This is a genomic window from Mucilaginibacter angelicae (genome assembly GCF_042434235.1).
Classification (GTDB): Bacteria; Bacteroidota; Bacteroidia; order Sphingobacteriales; family Sphingobacteriaceae; genus Mucilaginibacter; species Mucilaginibacter angelicae.
In genome coordinates this window covers 307,036-321,258 of record NZ_JBHLTS010000079.1, presented here as the reverse complement: position 1 = coordinate 321,258, position 14,223 = coordinate 307,036, and the positions used below count along the sequence as shown (strand labels likewise).

Below are 14,223 nucleotides of genomic sequence, written 5' to 3'. Positions count from 1 at the left end.
TTTGAGACGATGCAATGATATCACCAACCTCAAGCCAAAATTATTTCATTTGCGTTTTTTCGATTTGGCATTACCACAGTATAAAAAATGGGGAGCATCCGAGCGTGCAGTAGCAATGTCAAGTATTCCCTCTTCCTTGAAAAATTAGTCAACAGCTATATAAAATGGCGTGATCCTTTGGAAAATTGAAAGCGCTCAGGTCAATACAACAATTTTACCATTCGCAGCATTGTTATCCATTAAGCTATGGGCATCAACTATGTCTTCCAGGTCAAACACCCGCCCGATGCTGAGTTTAACTCTCCCTGCTTCTGCTTCATTGATGAACTGCTGAAAGCTTTGCTGATCAACCCTGATCTGTCCACTGTTGTATATGGTGAGACTAACGGTTGCCGGGATGTATTCCATCGGGGTAAACTCCTGGAACGACCATTGTTCGGACAGGATCCCCGTCATACAAACAATACCGCCGGGTGCTGCACAGTCCAGTGAATCTTTAAGGGTCGATGTACCTATCAATTCCAATACTTTATTTACACCCTCCGGAATTATCGCCTTTATCTTTTGTGCAATATAACCATCATCAATTACTACATGATCCGCGCCATTGTTCAACAGCAGATCTTTTTTCTCCGGGTTTCTCGTTGTGGCAATCACAGTCAATCCGTTGTTTTTGGTCAACTGGGTTGCCAGCATGCCGATAGAAGATGTTCCGCCCCGGATCAAAATTGTTTCACCCCGGTGAATTTTCAATGCCAGATGAAGAGAGCCATACACTGTTTGAAACATTTCAGGCATTGCCCCTAATTGTTCCCATGAGAGGTTACTCTCAAACGGGTTCAGCAAAGATTTCGGCAGTACAGTATATTCGGCATAGCTGCCGTCAAAATCACGTCCCATGCCACCCATAAAGGCGGCTACCTTTTGTCCTGGTTTAAACTCGCCGGATGGGTCATTTTCCACTTCGCCTACACATTCTATACCCAGTACACGTGGAAACCTGACATTGGGCGATAATCCCTTACGGGTCATTAGCTCCGACCGGTTGAGGCCAAAAGCCTTCACTTTAATTAAAACCCAACCTTCTGCCGGTGTTGGAACCGGTCTTTCTTCAATTATAATACTTTCCGGTCCGCCGGCTATTTTTAAAACTGCTGCTTTCATTTTTTTATTTAAAACCCGCGCTCCTGATTTATTTAGAGCAACTATGCAAAGCAAAGGTCAGTGAAAGCCTGTTAAATAACCGATAAGGTATCTTAAGAAATACCCTTAAGATAGTTTAAGGTTTATAGATAAGTTTTTTGCGAATGGAACTGAGAAATTCGGGCGTTATACCGAGATAAGAAGCAATCTGTGTATTAGGCAGCCGGTTAGCCAGGTTAGGGTATTGCTTCAGGAAATACTCGTAACGCTCGTCGGCCGAAGAGCTGATATTTTGCAGCACCCTGTTTTGCAACTCGATATATTTTTGTTCGATGATTACCCTAAAGTTATGGTCAAACTTTTGGAAATGAACATACAGGTATATTAAATCATCATGCCTGATCTGCAATATGGTGCTTGGTTCAACTGCTTCAATATAAAGTTTGCCAGGCTTTTCCGAATAAAAACTACCCAGGTCAGTGGCCCAATCGTTTTCGGCAATAAATTCTAAATTATGTTCCTTACCGTTTGCATCAACGGCATACATTTTCAGGCAACCGGATACTACAAAGGTAAAGTGACGACAAACATCACCCTGCTGTAATACAAACTGCCTGCGCTTAATCCGCCTTTCAATAAAAAACGTTTTCAACACATCCCGCTCCTCTGCATTGAGCGGAAAGTAATTATTAAAATGTTGCTCCAGTTTTTCTATCAACACATTTACTTGTTTATCTGCACCAAGTCCTAATTTAAACAAATTAGCATTATTTCCCGGTTAAACTACAAGACCCGGTAATTAATGGCTGCTGTGGATTTCCATAATATAACAGCCTGCTTTTTTCGCTTACGCCTGTTAAAAAACGCCCCCATGTGGTGGTAATATCCTACATCTTTTTAAAGAACTTTTAATACACAATAACACTTTATTTGTTTGAGAAAATATTTTATTTTCACTTGTTGAGAAAACAGAATTGAACCTTATCACATGAAGTATTTTTTATCGTTTTTATTACTGCTTGTTTTATCCAAAACATCACTTGCTCAAAAAGTTGAACTGATCAATTCAGGGGAGCTGATCAATAAAGCAATCACCCTTTATGATTCCAGCCAGCATAAAACCGCGCTTAAATTGCTCAGCAAAGTAAACCGCAGCGACACTAACTATGTACGGGCAGTTTATGAAAAAGCCATCAATTGCGAAGCCGACAGTCAGTTTACCCAGGCAATAAAATATTGCCAGGAAGGCCTTGCCCTTAAGGAGCAGCGCGAATTTGAGCCCGATTTTTATAACAGTTACGGAAATACACTGAACGATATGAAGCAACCCGAAAATGCTATCCGGGTTTTTGATATCGCCATTGCTAAATATCCGGCTTACTCCCTGCTGTATTTTAATAAGGGTATAGCGCTGATAGCATTAAAACGTTATGCCGATGCTGAAGCCCAGTTTCAAAAAACTCTACTCATAAACCCTTACATGTATAGCGCCCATTATCAGCTGGGTATTGCGGCATTACAGCAGGGTAAAATAATACCGGCGTTTTTAAGCTTTACCGGCTATCTGCTGGTTAATCCCCAGGGTAAATACTGGTCAAAATCAATCAACTTGTTAGATAAAATAACAAAGAGCACAGATGATGTGCTTGAGATGAAAAACAAGCGTACCGGCCAGCAGGACGAAGCTTACGCAGAAATAGAAGAGATAGTGCTTTCAAAAATAGCGCTCGATAAATCATATAAAACCATCATTTCAATTGATGACCCCATTTCAAGGCAGATGCAGGCTGTTTTTGAAAAACTGGAATACAAAAAGGAAAGCAAGGATTTTTGGATACAATATTACCTGCCTTTTTATAAGCAGGTTTACAGCCAGGGCAAATTTGAGCCCTTCGTGTTCCACGCCTTCTCAAATGTAAATATCCCTTCAGTGCAGGACTATAATAAAAAGAATAAGAAGCTCCTCGAAGCCTTTGTTAACGATGCCGCTGCCTATTTTAACCTTGTACGGGCCACCCGCGAGCCGAATTTTGTCAAACGCGATTCGGTTAAGGTTAAATACTATTTTGAGGACGGCAAATTTATAGGAAAGGGAACACTAATCAATAACGGAGAAACTGTAATTGGCCCCTGGGAGTCAGATTATCCGGCAGGCAATAAAAAATCATCCGGCAATTACAGTGCGCTGGGCAAAAGGGAAGGCCTATGGACTTATTATTTCAGAAATGGAGACATCAGGGCAAAAGAGCTTTTTAAGGACGGCAAGCTAAATGGCGTGCAGGAGTATTATTATGAAAATGGCAACCTGAGCTCCCGGGAAACTTATTTAAATGGAGTTGCAGAAGGATTGGTTACCACCTATTATTACAACGGCAACATGCACACGTCTGTTAATTATAAACTTGATAAAAAAGAGGGCCAGGAAAAACAGTTTTACGAAAACGGCAAGCTGGAAATGGTTAATAACTACACCGCCAATGTGCTTAACGGCCTTGCAACAGAATATTTTAAAAGCGGCAAAGTTAAAAGTACTACGCACTATGCAGCCGGAAAAATAGATGGCCCTTACAAATCCTTTTACGAAAACGGGCAAACTGAAACCGAAGGCCCATTTATTAAAGATAACGCCGAAGGCGATTTTATCTACTATTACGCATCGGGCAAGGTTAGGGAAAAACGTCATTACATTGGCGGCACCGAAGAAGGACCTCACCAGGAGTTTTATGAAAACGGGCAGCTATTGGTTAGTGATACCCGTAAAAAAGGAAAAATGGATGGCGAAGCCACAGGCTACTATGAAAATGGCAAGGTTTTGTCAAAATATGTTTATAGTAACGGCGTTCCCAAATCGGCAAATTACATTAATAAAGCCGGCAATAAAATTTATGCTGCCGATATAAAAAGCGATGCCATTAATATTGTTTCTTACCATACCGATGGCTATAAAAACTCACATGCTTATTATAATTCAAAAGGCGACCTGGATGGCCCCGATACTATATTCTACCCCTCGGGAAAAATAAACCAGATAAACCAGTATAAAGACGGCGCTATGAACGGCCTTTCCGTTACTTACTATCTCAACGGAAAAATAAAATCAGAAGTAAATGTAATTGATGGCAAGGACGATGGCTATCTAACTACCTTTTACCAAAACGGCAAGCCCGAATCTGAAGGCTGGACCCGCGGGGGGCAGCACCAGGGCGAATGGCTGTTTTATGATGAGGGCGGAAAACTAAGTAGCAGATCATATTATTTAAATGATGATTTGTCTGGTTACAAAGAAACTTACGACCCCAATGGCAAAAAAAGCATGGAAGAAAAATATCAGGGGGGCTGGCTTGAAAAACTAACCCAGTATGATACTTTGGAAAATGTTATAGCTGTTGATACTTTTCCAAAATGTTCAGGAAAATATCGCCTTCTGTATCCCGGTGGGCAGTTAAGGGTACAGGGCAATTATATTAACGGCAACTTTGACGGCCCTTTTAAATCATACTATGTTGATGGCTCGGCAGAAAGCGCTTATTTCTACAAAAAAGGCAGTATTGACAGCACCTATGTGAGCTATTATTACGGTGGTAAAAAGTACAGTGAGGGCCGCCTGCGCAACGGGGATAAAATAGGCGAATGGAAAACATACGATGAAGACGGAAAACTAAGCAGCAGTGCTAACTATATTGCCGATGATATAGATGGAGAAAAAACCTACTTTTTTGAAACCGGAACCAAAGATTATATAGGCAACTATAAAAATGGTGTTCTTAATGGCGTATCAAAAAAATACGACCCGGATGGCAGCCTTGCTTACCAGGTAAACTTTAGCAACAACCATGCAATGTCATATTCGTACTTAGGGCCTGATGGCAAGCTGGTGCCTGATAAACCCATTGATTTTGTAAACGGCTCGATAAAAGCATATTTCCAAAACGGAAAACTATCCCGTGAATGCACCTATAGTGATGGTGTAAAAAATGGCAACGATGCCCTTTACTACAGTAACGGCCAGGTTCGCTCGACAGATAAACCAGTATACGGCACCGCCGAAGGGTTAACAAAAACTTACCATCCCAACGGAAAACCAGAGTTGGAGTATTATTATGTAAATGACAACCCCGATGGTATCTGTAAAGAGTATTACAACAACGGGAATTTAAAAAAGGAATTGCACTACATAAATGGGGTAAATCATGGCCCGGTCAAATATTTTAACGAGACCGGCAAGCTGATTAAAACACTCAATTATTACTATGGCAAATTATTATCTGTTAAAAATGAATAAGCCGTACCTGTTATTTTTGCCTTTGTACTTGTGTTTTTCCTTGTATTCGGGCGTACTAAAAGCGCAAAGCTTTGATGTATTGCGCAAGCAATTTCCTGATGAAAAAGCGGTGCTTTTAAACCGGGTTTATGAGTATAACATTGATTTAAAAAACGGCGAGCCCTATGTAACAAGCAAAGAGCTGCAGCAGATAGAATACCTTTTGGGCAGCGCCACCGCTTACATGGGTAAATTTGGCTTTTCGCACAGTGATTTTCACCAGTTAGTATCGTACGAGGCATTTACCCGCACACCCGATGATAAAAAACTGAAAGTTAGCGAATTTAAAACCAACACCGATAAAGAAGGTTTTGTGTTTTATGACGATGTTAAAGAAACAACATTCCATTTCCCTTCGGTTGAACCTGGTGCTATAGGAAACTTGCAGGTATCATGGCTTAATAAAGACGCCCATCTTTTATCGCCATTTTATTTCACCAGCAATATTCCTACTATAAACAGCGAGCTGAAACTGACGGTATCCAAAGATATATCGTTAAAATATCAGCTCATAGGATTAGATACCAGCAATATAACAGTTAGTGTAAAAAGTGAGCACCGTAATAACGTTTATACATTTCAATATAAAAACTGCCCGGCCGATAAAAGTTATGATGATGCACCAGGCTTTGCATGGTATTCGCCCCATGTGGTTTTTTATATAGGGAGCTATAAAAACAACCAGGGTAGCAGCACATCATATTTATCCAACGTAAACGACCTGTACCGCCTGAGCTATAACTACATAAAAGCGGTAAATAACCAAACTAATCCCGAGCTCAAACATATTGTTGATTCTTTAACAAAAGGGGTAAGCTCCGAAGAAATTAAGGCCAGAAACATATACGCATGGGTTCAAAGCAACATTAAATATGTGGCATTTGAAGACGGTATGGGAGGCTTTATACCGCGCGACGCCGGTTTGGTATGCAGCCGGCGCTTTGGCGATTGTAAGGATATGGCCAGCATCCTTACCGAAATGCTTAATGCAGCCGGTGTAAAAGCATATTTTACTTGGATAGGCACCCGCGATTTGCCCTACAGTTTTACCAAAACACCGTTGCCGCTGGTAAGCAACCACATGATCTGCACTATTAAGCTTAATGATAAATTTATTTTTTTAGATGGTACAGATCCAACCTGTGTTTTTGGGATGCCATCCTCGGCCATACAGGATAAGGAGGCCATGATAGCCGTCAGCGAAAATGATTTCCAGATTTTAAAAGTGCCTGTAATTGAAAAAAGCAAAAATGTTTTGGTTGATTCAACCTGGCTTACGCTTACACCAACCGGCATAAAGGGACATGTGAAAAAAGATTTCAAGGGGTATTTTGCCATGGAGATGCATGGAAAGCTTATTTACTGGGACAAAAAGAACATGGACGAAATTATGGAGAACCTGCTTGAAAGAGGGTCGAACAAATTTAAGCTCGATACTTTCAGCATTGATCAAAAGAAAAGTGCGGGAGAGTTTTCGATGTCGGCCGATTTTACTTTACCCGACTATGCCAAAAAACTGGGTAACGATTACTACCTGAACCTGAACCTTTTTAAATTTTTCCAGAACTCACATATCGATTATCCAAAACGAAAAGTACCTATAGAGCATGATTTTAACTTTGAAACCAAATATGTGACCCTGTTTAAATTGCCCGACGGATATAAGGTTTCCTACCTGCCTCAAAGTAAAACCTTTCACAATAAAACCTGGGGTTTTGATTTAAAGTACGAGCAGAAAGATAATTATGTAATACTAACACAGGAGTTTGATAACGATCACCTGATAACCACAAGCGATGAATTTGAACAATGGAATAAGGTGCTCGAAGCCTTGTTTCCGCAATATAAAGAAACCTTAAGCCTCACAAAAATTTAAAAAATGATAAAGCAAACCCTGTGTTTACTGACAGCTTTACTGTCAATTGAGTATGTACACGCGCAAGCCAGCCAAATTGAAAAAGAAAAATGGGCCGAAAAACCCGTAATCAATAAGGTTGACAGCAAATATGATAAAGAAGCTGCAGTTATAATTTCGGATAAAAGAAGGGTTGAGTTCGTGGATCTGTCAAAGGATATGATAGACGAATATTATACCATCCACAAGATCATCCACATTAACGACGATAAGGGCATCGAAAACTTTAATAAGATCTACCTCGGCGTAAGCGAAAACGCCGATATAGTTGAAATTAAAGCCCGCAATATTCTCCCTAACGGAAAAGTTATTGAACTTGATAAAAACAATATCAAAGACATTAAAGACAAAAACGACGACGTTTACAAAATTTTTGCCATGGATGGCCTGGAAAAAGGCTGCGATGTTGAATACTATTATACCTACAAAAAAGCAACATCATTTTTTGGCCGCGAAGTATTACAGCAAAGCTTTCCGATATTGGAAAGCTCTTTCCAGGTCATAGCACCCAAACGTTTAAAGTTTGAAATTAAACCCTATAATTTTGAAGTTCCTGTTACAGATACGGTACTTAATGAAAAACGGATAACGCAATGCAGCTTCAAAAATACCGTGGGCGCCGAGGAGGAAAAATACGCTAATTATTACGCCAATTTGTTCAGAATTGAATACAAGCTTTCCTACAATCAGGCAACTACTACCGGCGAGCGCCTTTTTACCTGGAACATTCTGGCTAAAAGATTATATGGATTGTATACCGGAAACTCTGACAAGGAAACAAAGACGCTTGCCGACCTGGTTAAGAAAAATGGCTGGGATGCCATTAGCGACGAAACTGCTAAAATAATTGCTGTTGAAAATTATATAAAGAAGACTTTTTCATACAACGAGGATTTAAAAAGCGAAAACGATAATGTTGTTGAAAAAATCATTCAGAACAAAAATTCCGGCACAATAGGTATTATGCGCCTTTATAGCGGCATATTCCAAAACCTGGGTGTAAAATATCAGTTTGTTTTAACTGGCAGCCGGGATAAATTCCTGATTGATAAGGGATTTGAAAACTGGAACAACTGCGATTATCCCATATTTTATTTCCCTGCCGAAAATAAATTCATGGCCCCTACCCGGCCCGATTTGCGGTATCCCTGGATAAATCCGCTATGGGGTGCAACCAATGGCCTTTATTGCAAAAGCACCACGCTCGGTACCTTCTCAACAGCTATTGCCGAAGTAAAGGAAATTCCGCTGGAGGACTATACCAAATCGGCCCAAAGTATGGATGTTAAGCTGGCGTTCAGCAATGACCTCGATTCATTAATTATTGATGAAAAGCAGATTTTTTCAGGTTATCCTTCCATCGGTTACAGAAATGCTTTCAACTTTTCAAATGATGAGCAAAGAAAAGATATAATTAAGGATATAACCCAGCGGTATTCAAATTCAGAAAACCTCTTGTTTTCCGAAATATTAAACCAGCCATTTGAAAGCCAGGGCAATCTTCCGGTTATTTTACATACAAAGGCAAAAACAGGCACATTGATAGAAAGAGCAGGCAACAAGCTGCTTTTGAAAATTGGAATGGCCATTGGCCCGCAGATAGAAATGTACCAAGAAAAGCCAAGGCAGGAATCTGTTGATACCGGTTTTGGGCACACCGAAGAAAGGAAACTTGAGGTTACCATTCCCGAAGGATATAAGGTGAGTAATTTGAACGACTTAAAAATTAATCAGACCTATAAAGATAACGGTGAATTAACTATGGGCTTTGTATCAGATTATGAGCTAAAAGGCAACCTGCTGGTTATCCATATTATGGAGGAATACAGGAAAACCACTTATCCGCTTTCTCAATTTGCCGATTTCAGGAAAATCATAAACGCATCTTCAGATTTTAATAAAGTGGTTTTAGTGCTTGAGAAAAAGTCATAAAACGCATTGTAACTCAGCTTATGTAAGGGTTAAAAAAACATTCTCCCATGAGATTGGAAGCCACTTTAAGAAATTGGAGCGGCTTTTTTGTTGATCCCCCTATTATGACGCTGTGATAATATTAGCAGGAGTCCCGAGAAATAAAAGTCCGGGATTATGTGATTCGCTCAAACCTGACATCCTTAGATAATTCATTTCGTCGCCACTTTAATTTTCAAACACTTCAATTAATATTCATTAAATTAGTTGAATAAACCTTCGTCTAAACACATAAACCCAATCATACATGTTTCCTCATTTTAAAGAACGCATCAGCTTCGGCAGCCTTGAGATCAATTTTTTGCTTGATGGCGATGATACCGACGGCTCACTGGTACAATTTGAACTTGTTGTTCCGCCCGGAGTAAAAGTGCCTGCACCTCATTTTCATGTTGAGGTAGATGAAACATTATATATACTGGAAGGAACACTTACCCAATTGATCGGCGCAGAAATGCGGGAATTGCACCCCGGCGACCATTGTTTTATAAAAAGGGGGACTGTTCATGGCTTTAACAACCTGCATGATAAAACAGCCAGGGCGCTTTGTACGCTGTCACCGGCATCTATCGGCCCGGCTTATTTTCGTGAAATTGCCGCATTACTTAATGCCGGCGGCCCGCCAGACATGCAAAGGGTCATGGCCATTATGAAAAAGCACGGACTTGAGCCTGTTAAACCGGCATAGATTATGATTTAAAATCGGCCGAGATAGTTAACTGCTTCCATTGTTCCAGTTCGGCAGTCATTGCACTGAGCTTTTCAGATGCACGTTTATAGGCATCTTCGCCCAGATAAAGATGGAGCGGCGGCTCGGCCATTTCTGTAAGGCCGATCATAATTTCCGAAGCATTTTCAGGGTCGCCGGGTTGTTTACCATCAGCAGCAAGGTAGCGCTGCTGGGCATTTTTAACTGCATGATAACCCTGAATGTTACTTTCGGTAAAAGCCAGTGAACCGGCAGTAAGGAAACCCGTACGGAAGCCCGATGGCTCAACCACAGTTACTTTAATGCCAAATTCTTTAACATCGAGTGCAAGTACTTCCGAAAAGGCGGCAACTGCGGCCTTGGTTGCCGAATAAACCGACCAGCCCGGCGCGCCAACAAAACCGGCTACCGAACCTATATTGATAATATAACCCGAACCCTGCCCGCGCATAACAGGCAGCACTGCTTTGGTAACATCAATAGCAGCCAGCACATTCACGCTGAAAATATCGCGGATCTTTTGCCTTTCGGTTTCTTCAACCGTACCAGCCATACCGTAACCGGCATTGTTAACCAGTACATCAATTTGCCCGAAGGCTTTGAGCGTTTCACGGATGGATTCATCTATACAATCCGGGTTGCCCAGGTCAACGGCTAAAGGTAAAAACCTGTCGGTATCAATTATACCTACCGCCTGTTTCAACGATTGCGCATTACGTGATGTTGCGGCCACACGATGACCTTTTTCCAATAGTTTTTTTACGAGGGTAAGTCCCAATCCCTGGGAGGCCCCGGTTACATACCATACTTTTGTTGAGTTCATGGTTTAATTTTTTTATGCATGAGCCATCCAGTCCGCATTTTCAGCAGCCCATAAACCCACACCAGTAATTAATTTATAAACTTGTTTTTACGCCCGGATTAAGGATCCTAAGCTGCCCGCCAATACCCAGCGCGTTAAATGATTGCTGCAGCATCTCACCCGTTTCGGTATAATGCGACCAGCCCTCAAAATGCACCGGTATAATTGTGGCACCGGGAAAGGCAAAGGCCGTATCAATTGCATCATTAGTACCCATAGTTACATTGAACGGCCCGCGCGGTTTAGCGGCCCCCGCAAATATGAATACGTATTGAGGGTTAAATTTTTCTGCCACTTCTTTTATTCCGTCATAAAACACGGTATCTCCGGTAATATAAATCTGAATACCCGCGGTGGTTACAATAAAACCGGTTACATCGCCTGTAAGTTTTTCGCTGCCTGCGGGGCCATGCCTTGCAGGTGTACCGGTTATAACTACATCATCATTTAATGTAATGCTTTCCCATGGTGCAAGGCCAATTGCGTTACCGCCCAGCCGCTCTGCCCCTATTTTCGTCGTTAATGTTTTATCAACCTGTTTCAATAGCTCCCGGCCTGCATGGTCAAGATTATCGCCGTGCTGGTCGTGGCTTAGCAAAACCACATCTATTTTACCGATCTCGGTAGTAGCCGGGCCTTCGGTTTTATGGTAGGCGGGTTTATCATTGATCATAAATTGCTCGCCTGCGGGGTCAAGTGTAGGATCGGTCATAAGCCTTAAGCCGCCGATCTCCAGAATGACGGTTGGTCCGCCCAGGTAAATTACATTAACTTCGTTTTTCATGGGTTCATAATATTGGCAGTGTCTTCAATTATTGATTGCATCAACGCGGCTGCCTTAGTATGTTTCAATATCGGCGCTATCTGCCCACCCCAAAACAAAATCATGTCCCATTTTTGCTGCTCAAGCGCTGCTTTTCTTAATGGCGACATAAAAGTTGTTTGCAATGGAAAAGGCAAAAATCCCGCTTCCTTCCCAACCAGGTCTTTAGCTATCCGGCTGGTAATTCCACGGCCAAGCCTGCCCGTAAATGCACGGGACAGGGTAGTATATTTTGCTGCATCCGAAAACAACATTTCCCGGTGAATAGGCAGCGCCCCCGATTCGTCACATGCTAAAAAAGCAGTACCTATCTGTGCCGCATCAGCACCCAGGGTTAAGGCCGCTGCTACTCCCCTGCCATTGGCAATGCCCCCGGCAGCAATAACAGGCACTTTCACTTTCTCCTTGATTAGCTGAAGCAACACAAAAGTACCTGTAGTTGATGCCTCGGCCGGTGCAAGGAATGACGGCCGGTGGCCGCCAGCTTCAAAACCTGATGCTATGATCATATCTACCCCGCTTGCCTCTAACGCTATAGCCTCATCCAATGTAGTAGCAGCACCTGCAGTAATTATGCCCCGCCTGCGGCACTGCTCTAAAACATCGGCAGGCAATGTACCAAACATAAAGCTGAATACTTTCGGGTGCAGATCAAGAACTACCTGCAGCTGATTTTCAAACCGGAGCTTAAAAGGCGCCGGCTTTGGCGGTAAAGGGATCCCGGCTTCGTCAAAATAAGGTTTAAACATTTTTGTTGCCTGCTCAAACTGCCCATCGGTAGCCTCACCATTGGGAGCATCGGTTTCCGAAACCCACAGGTTAATATTATACGGCTTATTGGTTGCCGCTTTAATCTGTTTATCAACCGCTGCAATTTCCTGTCCGCTGAGGGTATAAGCTCCATAGCCGCCCAGTCCGCCTGCATTTGATACCGTAGCCACTAACTCAACCGACGACAAATTGCCGCCAAAAGGCCCCTGCAAAATTGGATAATCAATTCCCAGTATTTCTGTTGCTTTTGTGTTGTACCACATGGCTTTTTTATTTGCTTGTATCGCTGATCATTTTATTTACGATGAGCCACTTGCCCTCAATTTTATGAAACGATAAAAACTCATAGTAATTAAAGTCATACATCTTCACCGTTACTTCGGCAACGGCAATTGAGTTTACTACTTTCACAAAAATAATCTTCCCTTCAAATGGTTTGCCCGAATCTTTGGGGCTTTGCCTGTTTTTTACACCATCCAGATAAACATCTAATGTTTTGGCATACGGCTGCCCTTTTACGTCACCAAAAAGCAGGGTGCCGCCATTCATCACCTGTTTTAACAAATCCACATCACCTTCATAAATTCCTTTGAAGTAGTAAGTTTCAAGCGCCTGTTCAATGGCTGCTTTGTCTTGATTGTTAGTTTCCATTTTGTTGCTGTTTTGTGCTTTTACGCCCTGCAATGTGCAGAGCATAAAAGCGGTTAATAAAAGGGTTTTCATCTTAATTAAAGGTTACGGCCGGCGGCTGTACCACCGTCAACATTGATAATGGCGCCGGTAATAAAATTACTTTTGGCAACAGAGTAAGCCATTTGTGCAATATCTTCAACTTCGCCAACACGGTTTAGCAGGTGCAACCCTGCAGTTTGATCGGCATTGTCGCCGTGCATTGGGGTGCGGATGGTACCAGGCGCAATGGTATTTACCCTGATGTTATCTTTACCAAACTCGCCGGCCAGCTGTATAGTAAGCGCATGCACTGCCCCTTTTGAAGCCATTTGCGCTGTAATAGGAACCCCGCTAAGGGCATGGTTAACCAACGGTGTGCCTATATTGATCACCACACCATCGTGCTGTTTAATCATTTGAGGGATTACGGCCTGGGTGGTAAAATAGGTACCTTTAAGATTGGTATCTAAAAAACGATCAAGGTATGCCTCATCAACTTCAAGGAAAGGCTTGGTTTCAAAAATACCGGCATTGTTTACTAAAACATCCACACTCCCAAATTTTTCTATGGCTGTTTGGGCCAACTTTTTGCCGGTTTCCTTATCGCTTACACTCCCGGCAACCATGGCCAGGTTATCACCTGCCCCAAGTTCCTGGTAAACTGCTTCCAGTTTATCGGGAGTTGTTGAATTAATTACTACATTATCGCCCATTTCTAAAAAATAACGGGCTATTTCTTTACCGATACCAGATGAAGCTCCGGTAACGATTATGGTTTGCTTTTTCATTGTTTTACTTTTTATCGGCAGTGATGCCTTTTTCTCTTAGTACGGATACCTGTTCGCCGGCATATCCCCAATCATCCAAATCAACTTCACTGATCACCACATGGGTTAAATGCGGGTCTTTGTTCAGGGTATTGACAATCAAATCGGTTACACCCTTTATCAGGGTTTGTTTCTGCTCGCGGGTAACACCTTCGCGGGTCAGTTCAATTTTTACGTATGGCATGGCTTTGGTTTTTAATCAAAAGCTG

The 14,223-nt window shown here is 42.0% G+C and carries 12 protein-coding genes; 4 read left to right on the top strand and 8 right to left on the bottom strand.

All coding sequences use genetic code 11. The annotated features are described in order from the left end of the window. Window positions 1-195: 195 nt before the first annotated feature. Window positions 196-1,164: a zinc-binding alcohol dehydrogenase family protein gene (locus ACFFGT_RS31145; RefSeq protein ID WP_377026424.1), complete on the bottom strand. Its 969-nt coding sequence runs from the start codon at window positions 1,162-1,164 to the stop codon at window positions 196-198. A gap of 115 nt (window positions 1,165-1,279) precedes the next feature. After that, window positions 1,280-1,903: a Crp/Fnr family transcriptional regulator gene (locus ACFFGT_RS31140; protein WP_377026423.1), complete on the bottom strand. Its 624-nt coding sequence runs from the start codon at window positions 1,901-1,903 to the stop codon at window positions 1,280-1,282. 228 nt (window positions 1,904-2,131) lie between these two features. Between ACFFGT_RS31140 and ACFFGT_RS31135 the strand changes: the two genes are divergently transcribed. The 4 genes from ACFFGT_RS31135 (at window position 2,132) to ACFFGT_RS31120 (ending at window position 10,038) form a co-directional block, all read left to right on the top strand. Beyond that, entirely contained in the window at window positions 2,132-5,425 is a 3,294-nt protein-coding gene (locus tag ACFFGT_RS31135) for a hypothetical protein (protein ID WP_377026422.1), read from the top strand. After that, entirely contained in the window at window positions 5,418-7,340 is a 1,923-nt protein-coding gene (locus ACFFGT_RS31130; RefSeq protein WP_377026421.1) for a DUF3858 domain-containing protein, read from the top strand. Before ACFFGT_RS31135 ends, ACFFGT_RS31130 begins: the two co-directional genes overlap by 8 nt. Window positions 7,341-7,343: 3 nt before the next feature. Continuing rightward, on the top strand, window positions 7,344-9,311 hold the full coding sequence (locus ACFFGT_RS31125; RefSeq protein ID WP_377026420.1) for a DUF3857 domain-containing protein: 1,968 nt from the start codon (window positions 7,344-7,346) through the stop codon (window positions 9,309-9,311). Window positions 9,312-9,597: 286 nt separating this feature from the next. Beyond that, window positions 9,598-10,038 carry a cupin domain-containing protein gene (locus ACFFGT_RS31120; protein ID WP_377026419.1) on the top strand — a complete coding sequence of 147 codons (441 nt, stop codon included), beginning with the start codon at window positions 9,598-9,600 and terminating at the stop codon, window positions 10,036-10,038. A 1-nt stretch (window position 10,039) separates the two neighbouring features. Here the strand turns inward: ACFFGT_RS31120 and ACFFGT_RS31115 are convergent, their stop codons facing one another. From ACFFGT_RS31115 to ACFFGT_RS31090, 6 genes are all read right to left on the bottom strand, one after another. Continuing rightward, window positions 10,040-10,882, bottom strand: a complete 843-nt coding sequence (locus ACFFGT_RS31115) for an SDR family NAD(P)-dependent oxidoreductase (RefSeq protein WP_377026418.1) — start codon at window positions 10,880-10,882, stop codon at window positions 10,040-10,042. A 73-nt stretch (window positions 10,883-10,955) separates the two neighbouring features. Beyond that, on the bottom strand, window positions 10,956-11,705 hold the full coding sequence (locus ACFFGT_RS31110; protein WP_377026417.1) for an MBL fold metallo-hydrolase: 750 nt from the start codon (window positions 11,703-11,705) through the stop codon (window positions 10,956-10,958). Further along, window positions 11,702-12,778: an NAD(P)H-dependent flavin oxidoreductase gene (locus ACFFGT_RS31105; protein WP_377026416.1), complete on the bottom strand. Its 1,077-nt coding sequence runs from the start codon at window positions 12,776-12,778 to the stop codon at window positions 11,702-11,704. The genes ACFFGT_RS31110 and ACFFGT_RS31105 overlap by 4 nt, the downstream gene beginning before the upstream one ends. A 7-nt stretch (window positions 12,779-12,785) precedes the next feature. Next, on the bottom strand, window positions 12,786-13,238 hold the full coding sequence (locus ACFFGT_RS31100) for a nuclear transport factor 2 family protein (protein WP_377026415.1): 453 nt from the start codon (window positions 13,236-13,238) through the stop codon (window positions 12,786-12,788). A 5-nt stretch (window positions 13,239-13,243) separates the two neighbouring features. Next, window positions 13,244-13,975 carry an SDR family NAD(P)-dependent oxidoreductase gene (locus ACFFGT_RS31095; RefSeq protein ID WP_377026414.1) on the bottom strand — a complete coding sequence of 244 codons (732 nt, stop codon included), beginning with the start codon at window positions 13,973-13,975 and terminating at the stop codon, window positions 13,244-13,246. A gap of 4 nt (window positions 13,976-13,979) precedes the next feature. After that, a complete protein-coding gene (locus tag ACFFGT_RS31090) occupies window positions 13,980-14,198 on the bottom strand; it encodes a tautomerase family protein (RefSeq protein WP_243483928.1) in 219 nt (72 codons plus the stop codon). Window positions 14,199-14,223 lie beyond the last annotated feature (25 nt).

Excerpts from the sequence above, each read along its gene's own strand:
- ACFFGT_RS31125 (WP_377026420.1), top strand. The coding sequence starts at position 7,344 with ATGATAAAGCAAACCCTGTGTTTACTGACAGCTTTACTGTCAATTGAG.
- ACFFGT_RS31090 (WP_243483928.1), bottom strand. The coding sequence starts at position 14,198 with ATGCCATACGTAAAAATTGAACTGACCCGCGAAGGTGTTACCCGCGAG.
- ACFFGT_RS31135 (WP_377026422.1), top strand. The coding sequence starts at position 2,132 with ATGAAGTATTTTTTATCGTTTTTATTACTGCTTGTTTTATCCAAAACA.
- ACFFGT_RS31110 (WP_377026417.1), bottom strand. The coding sequence starts at position 11,705 with ATGAAAAACGAAGTTAATGTAATTTACCTGGGCGGACCAACCGTCATT.
- ACFFGT_RS31100 (WP_377026415.1), bottom strand. The coding sequence starts at position 13,238 with ATGAAAACCCTTTTATTAACCGCTTTTATGCTCTGCACATTGCAGGGC.
- ACFFGT_RS31120 (WP_377026419.1), top strand. The coding sequence starts at position 9,598 with ATGTTTCCTCATTTTAAAGAACGCATCAGCTTCGGCAGCCTTGAGATC.
- ACFFGT_RS31115 (WP_377026418.1), bottom strand. The coding sequence starts at position 10,882 with ATGAACTCAACAAAAGTATGGTATGTAACCGGGGCCTCCCAGGGATTG.
- ACFFGT_RS31105 (WP_377026416.1), bottom strand. The coding sequence starts at position 12,778 with ATGTGGTACAACACAAAAGCAACAGAAATACTGGGAATTGATTATCCA.
- ACFFGT_RS31130 (WP_377026421.1), top strand. The coding sequence starts at position 5,418 with ATGAATAAGCCGTACCTGTTATTTTTGCCTTTGTACTTGTGTTTTTCC.
- ACFFGT_RS31145 (WP_377026424.1), bottom strand. The coding sequence starts at position 1,164 with ATGAAAGCAGCAGTTTTAAAAATAGCCGGCGGACCGGAAAGTATTATA.
- ACFFGT_RS31095 (WP_377026414.1), bottom strand. The coding sequence starts at position 13,975 with ATGAAAAAGCAAACCATAATCGTTACCGGAGCTTCATCTGGTATCGGT.